The 255-nt window shown below is 54.9% G+C and carries 1 rRNA gene; it reads left to right on the top strand.

Annotated features, from left to right (window positions below):
• Positions 1–255, top strand: a 16S ribosomal RNA gene (locus GTP44_RS28520); the annotation flags it as partial.

Here is a 255-nt window from a genome sequence, read left to right as displayed (position 1 = left end):
CATGCAAGTCGAACGGCAGCACGGAGCTTGCTCTGGTGGCGAGTGGCGAACGGGTGAGTAATATATCGGAACGTACCCAGGAGTGGGGGATAACGTAGCGAAAGTTACGCTAATACCGCATACGTCCTAAGGGAGAAAGTGGGGGATCGCAAGACCTCATGCTCATGGAGCGGCCGATATCTGATTAGCTAGTTGGTGGGGTAAAGGCCTACCAAGGCATCGATCAGTAGCTGGTCTGAGAGGACGACCAGCCAC

The sequence above is a fragment of the Duganella lactea genome (assembly GCF_009857505.1).
Taxonomy (GTDB): Bacteria; Pseudomonadota; Gammaproteobacteria; order Burkholderiales; family Burkholderiaceae_D; genus Rugamonas; species Rugamonas lactea.
This window is presented reverse-complemented; position numbering and strand designations above follow the sequence as displayed.